Origin of the sequence: Comamonas sp. B-9, assembly GCF_000410635.1 — a bacterium.
GTDB lineage: Bacteria > Pseudomonadota > Gammaproteobacteria > Burkholderiales > Burkholderiaceae_C > Comamonas.
The window spans coordinates 1-5,129 of sequence record NZ_KE148632.1; the positions used below are offsets into that span (position 1 = coordinate 1).

Below are 5,129 nucleotides of genomic sequence, written 5' to 3' on the forward strand. Positions count from 1 at the left end.
CAGCAGCACGCGCTGGCCGGTGAGCGCCACCCCCGCATTGCGCACGATATCGGCCACCAGGCCCAGGCCATCGGTGTTGTCGGCGTGGATGCGGCCATCGGCGCCCACCACCAGGGTGTTGGCCGCGCCCGCACGCAGCACGCGCTCGCTGAGGCTGTCGGCCAGGCGCGCGGCGTCGAGCTTGAAGGGCACGGTCACATTCATGCCCCGGGTACCGGCCTGCACCAGCTGGCGCAGGGCCGCGTCAAAACCGTCCAGCGCCACCAGCTTGGCCTCATAGACCAGCGCCTGGTCGGTCAGCTGCGCAAACAGCGTGTGGATGCGGGGTGAGCGGCTGTGGGCAATCGGGTTGCCCATCACGCAATAGCGGTCTGGAAGGGGCATGGTCGTAAGGGCCTGGGCCGTGGCGGCTGCGCGGTGAAGGCGCTGGCCGCGCATGGCAGAAAAAAGGGCATGCGCTGGGCATCCGGTGGCGGCGCAACGGGGCCCGCCAGCAGGGCGCTCAAGCGCTTGCCACTTTACTGCAAATTGGCCGTTTCCAATGTCTGCTCGCGGGTGAAGCGGAATTTGGAGACGACGGCAATCTGGTCGGCCTTGGCGCGCAGCGCGGGGCCAAAGTGGCCAAAGGGACCGCTGCTGACGGCAATGGCCTCTGCCCGGCGGTCGAGCTGCTGGTTGCCCGAGCTTTTGTAGACCTCGGTGCCCAGCACCCGGCCGTCGTGGTTGACGGTCATGATCATCACCAGCTCGCCATAGAGCTTGCGGCCACCGGCTTCGGGGAAGTTGCTGGTGCCCCGGTCCTCGACCTTGCGGCGCAGCCGGTCGTAGTAGATGGCGAACACCTCTTCGCGCGTGGCGGGGCTGATGTAGCGCTTCTTGGGGCGGGCGTTTTCTTCGTGGATGCGCTTTTCGATCTCGGCGAGCATCTTGAGCAGCTGCTGGTGCTTTTCTTCCTGCTCGACTTCCGCCTGCGAGGCGCTGGCCTTGCGCGTATCGGGCGGCTGGTACTGGGCCAGCTGGTTGCGCAGGTCGGCCAAGAGCTGCATCTGCTGGGTCTGCATGGCATCGAGCTGGCGCTGGCGCTCTTCAAAGTCATCACCCATGTTGGTGATGGCCGAGTAGGGCATGGGGCTGGTGGCGCGCTCCTGGCTGTTGGCCGATTCGCCGCCGCCCGCCAGGTTGGCCTGGGCGACGGCCTGGGCCTTGTCAGGCGGGGCGTCGTTGGACTTGGCGTTGACCAGAATCACTTCGAGCGGGGTGTCCTCGAACACCCGGTCAAAGGCCTGGGGGTCGACAAAGCGGATGCTCAAGATGGCGGCGTGCACCAGCACGGACACGGCCAGCGCCAGTTGCAGCGTGGACAGCGATCGAAGAAATTGGAAAAACTTCACGGTTCCGGGTTAATCGGTTTTTGTGGTCGCCGCGTCCTCACCGTCGCCCATGTCCACCGCGATTGCGATGGGCCCAGCCACAGCCTCCTCCTCATCTTCCGGCGACTCTGTCTCGGCCTGGTTGGCCTGTTCGTCGTCCAGTCTCTCCAGCACGGTTCCGGTCACATCCAGCGTGATCTCGTCGATCTCGCCGAGCTTGACCCGGACCTGGGCACCACGCGGCAAACTCTGCGCGCCCAGCACCGGAAACACCAATGGTAGTTCATCTGCACGCACCAGCATGCTGCCTGCCGGGCCTTCCTTCATAACTGTTGCAGTGAGGTCACTGATGCTGTTCTGCGCCAGGTACTTCAAGGTCCAGTAGCGCTCCATGCCGGCCTGGTAGCCGTTGTAGGCGCTGTAGGCGGCATCAAAGCCGCTGATGATGGAGAACAGTTCCGCATCCTTGGGCTTGAATGGGGCGACCAGCGCGGCGGTGGCACCATGGCGCGCGCAGGCGATGATCTGCCACTGGTTGACCAGGTCGGTGTAGCGGCGCAGCGGCGACGTGGCCCATACATAGCTTTTGACGCCGATGCCGGCATGCGGCAAGGCCTTGGTGGACATGCGCACCTTGATGCCCGGTGCCAGGCTGGCCTGGCTGCGGTAGATGCCGGGCACGCCATAGTCCGCCAGCAGCTGGCCCCAGCTGCTGTTGGCGACGATGGCCGCCTCGGCCACGATCAGATCGAGCGGCGCGCCGCGCTTGCGCACGGAGATCTGCACCGTCTCGCTGCCGTTGGGCACCTGGTCGCCATTGCCTTGCAGGCGGAAGTTGTAGTCCGGGCGGTTGAAGTTCTCGGGCTTGCCGCGCACCACTTCGCGGCCGGCCTTGAGGTGGCGCGAGAGGCGGTAGAGGAAGCTCAGCTCGTCTCGCTTGTCCAGCAGCGGCTGGGGCGTGTCCTCGACCTGCAGCGCCGGGTCGGTCAGCCAGGCTTCGGTGGCGATGTGGTCGAGCTTGTCGTAGCGGAAGTTGCTAACCACCGGTACGCGCTCCAGGCGCGTTTCCTTGTGGAGCACCTCCAGCGTGGCTTCGTCGTAGGTGACGTAGAGCGAGACGGCGGGGTTGGCACGGCCCTCATCCAGGGTGTAGATCTGCACCACTTCATCGGGCAGCATCGTGACCTTGTAGCCCGGCATGTAGACGGTGGAGTAGCGGCTGCGGCCCAGATGGTCAAGCGCCGAGCCGGGCTCGATCGCGAGACCAGGTGCTGCAATGTGCACGCCGACGATCACCTGGCCGGTGCCCAGGCCTTGTACCGACAGCGCATCGTCGATTTCGGTCGTGGCCGAATCGTCGATGGAGTAGGCCTCCACCGTGGCCAAAGGCAGATCGGCAGGCGGCAGCGGCGCGGTGACGGCCGGGAAGCCCGTGCCCTTGGGGAAGTTGTCAAACAAAAAGCGCTGCCAGTGGAACTGGTAGGACGAGTCGATGGCGCCGGCCTGTTGCAGCAGCGCCAGCGGCGCGAGCTGCGCCTTGCGGCTGGCTTCGACCACGGCCTTGTACTCAGGCGCGTTCTTGTCCGGGCGAAACAAGATCTTGTAGAGCTGCTGCTGCACGGGCGCAGGGCACTGACCGTTGACGAGTTCGGCCGCCCAGCCGTCGATCTGGGCCTGGATCTGGGCCTTTTTCTCGATGGCGGCCAGCGCTTGCTGCACGATCTCGGCCGGCGCCTTCTTGAAGCGGCCCTTGCCGGCGCGGCGGAAGTAGTGCGGTGCTTCAAACAAGGTGAAGAGCGCCGCCACCTGTTCGGTGATCGAGGCGTTCTCCGAGAAGTAGTCGCGCGCCAGGTCGGCAAAGCCAAACTCCTGCTCGGGCGCAAACTCCCAGGCCAGCTGGGGGTCGATATCCGCCGACAGGGTTTGCGCCTGTGCGATCAGCTCCGCAGGCGTGGGCTTGTCAAATTTGAGAAGCAGGTTCGCTGCTTTGACCTTGACCCGTTTTCCGGAGTCCAATTCAATTTGGGCGGAGCTTTCAGCTTCGGAGAGGATACGGCCAGCCAAAAATTTGCCAGCGTCGTCAAACAGTGCATACATAGCCGGGCATTTTCCCATGCTGGATGGTGCCGGGGCGCGCTCGCAGGGTTTTTTGCGTGGGGGCTCTGGCCGGCCCACGGCGGGCAGGCCTGCCAGCGCTGGTTTTTACCAGCCCAGAAACTTGTCGATCTGCGGCAGATAGCTCTCGAAGTTGGACAGCGCATGGTCGCTGCCCTCGTCCAGCAGCAGCTGGGCGGCGGGGTAGCGCGCAACCATGTCCTGCCAGTGCAGCACCTCGTCGCCCATGGCGGCAATCAGCAGCTGGGCCGCGGCAGGGGGCTGGCCGTTGACGTTCAGTGCCTGCAGCTCGTCCAGGTATTCCGGGCGGAAGAAGAAGGATTCCTCCGGGTTGTGCCAGGCCGTTTGCTCGCCCAGGTGCTGCGCCAAAGTGACCCAGGGCGTTGTCGAGGGGTTGATCAGCACACTCTTGCAGCGCAGCTGCTGGGCCACCCAGCTGGCATAGAAGCCGCCCAGCGAGGAGCCGACGACCGCCAGGCTCTCGGGCGGCAGGCCGGCCCAGCTGCGGGTGGTTTGCAGCAGCAGATCGGCCGCTTGCCGGGGCGAGGCGGGCAGCTGGGGGGCTGACCACACCACATGCGGGCGGGTGTCTTCAATATGGCGTTGCAGGCGCTGGGCCTTGGCCGATTGGGGGGAGGAGCGAAAGCCGTGCAGGTAGAGCAAGTGGGTGGTCGTCATACACAAATGATAGCGCCCAGACCGCCACTGCTAAGGCCTTGACAACCTTAGTTGTTTTGTTGAATTGATTTGGTTCGGGTGACACAGGTAAAACCGGTCTTTACCGCTAGCGCTGGCGGGCGTTCTGTGCCAAGCAGAGATAATGGCGGCCATGTCCGAAGTTCTTGATAAACCGAATCTGTTCCAGCGTCTCATGCCGATGCTGCGCGGTTATGACTGGCCGCTGATCTTCATCATCGGCACCCTGGCTGCCATCGGACTGACGGCCATGTATTCCGCCGGGTTTGACCATGGCACCCGCTTTTCCGACCATGGCCGCAATATGCTGCTGGCGCTGGGCATCTTGCTGGTGGTGTCGCAGATCCCGCCGCACCGGCTGGCCAGCTTTGCGCTGCCGCTGTATGGCTTGGGCGTTGCCTTGCTGATCGCCGTGGCGCTGTTTGGCATCACCAAGAAGGGCGCGCAGCGCTGGGTGAACCTGGGCATCGTCATCCAGCCCAGTGAGCTGCTGAAGATTGCGATGCCGCTGATGCTGGCCTGGTGGTTCCAGCGCCGCGAAGGCGCCTTGCGCCCGGCCGATTTTGTCGTCGCGTTTGCGATTCTCGTCATCCCGGTCGGGCTCATCATGAAGCAGCCCGACCTGGGCACGTCGCTGCTGGTGATGGCTGCGGGCCTGGCGGTAATCTATTTTGCCGGCCTGTCCTGGAAACTGATCATCCCGCCGGTGCTGATTGGCGTCATCGGGCTGCTGCTGATTGCCATCTATGGCCACCACCTGTGCGAAGACGGCATGGATCTGGTGGTGCTGCATGAGTACCAGCGCCAGCGCGTCTGCACCTTGCTCGACCCCACCCGCGACCCGCTGGGCAAGGGCTTTCACATCATCCAGGGAATGATTGCCATCGGCTCGGGCGGTTTCATGGGCAAGGGCTTCATGGCCGGCACGCAGACCCATCTGGAGTTCAT

Annotated in this window: 4 protein-coding genes and 1 pseudogene; 1 reads left to right on the forward strand and 4 read right to left on the reverse strand. The window is 64.4% G+C overall.

Annotated features, from left to right (window positions below; all coding sequences use genetic code 11):
• The 4 genes and pseudogenes from aroE to H928_RS0118060 form a co-directional block, all read right to left on the reverse strand.
• A pseudogene (aroE, locus tag H928_RS0118045) lies at positions 1 to 384 on the reverse strand (shikimate dehydrogenase); the annotation flags it as partial.
• Positions 385 to 518: 134 nt separating this feature from the next.
• Positions 519 to 1,391, reverse strand: a complete 873-nt coding sequence (locus H928_RS0118050; RefSeq protein ID WP_021027759.1) for an energy transducer TonB — start codon at positions 1,389 to 1,391, stop codon at positions 519 to 521.
• Positions 1,392 to 1,400: 9 nt separating this feature from the next.
• Positions 1,401 to 3,467 carry a ribonuclease catalytic domain-containing protein gene (locus H928_RS0118055; protein WP_021027760.1) on the reverse strand — a complete coding sequence of 689 codons (2,067 nt, stop codon included), beginning with the start codon at positions 3,465 to 3,467 and terminating at the stop codon, positions 1,401 to 1,403.
• 105 nt (positions 3,468 to 3,572) lie between these two features.
• Complete coding sequence (locus H928_RS0118060; protein ID WP_021027761.1) at positions 3,573 to 4,163, reverse strand: YqiA/YcfP family alpha/beta fold hydrolase; 591 nt, start codon at positions 4,161 to 4,163, stop codon at positions 3,573 to 3,575.
• A gap of 151 nt (positions 4,164 to 4,314) precedes the next feature.
• Between H928_RS0118060 and H928_RS28660 the strand changes: the two genes are divergently transcribed.
• Positions 4,315 to 5,129, forward strand: an 815-nt coding sequence (locus tag H928_RS28660) for an FtsW/RodA/SpoVE family cell cycle protein (protein ID WP_043340953.1), incomplete at its 3' end; no start/stop codon positions are given.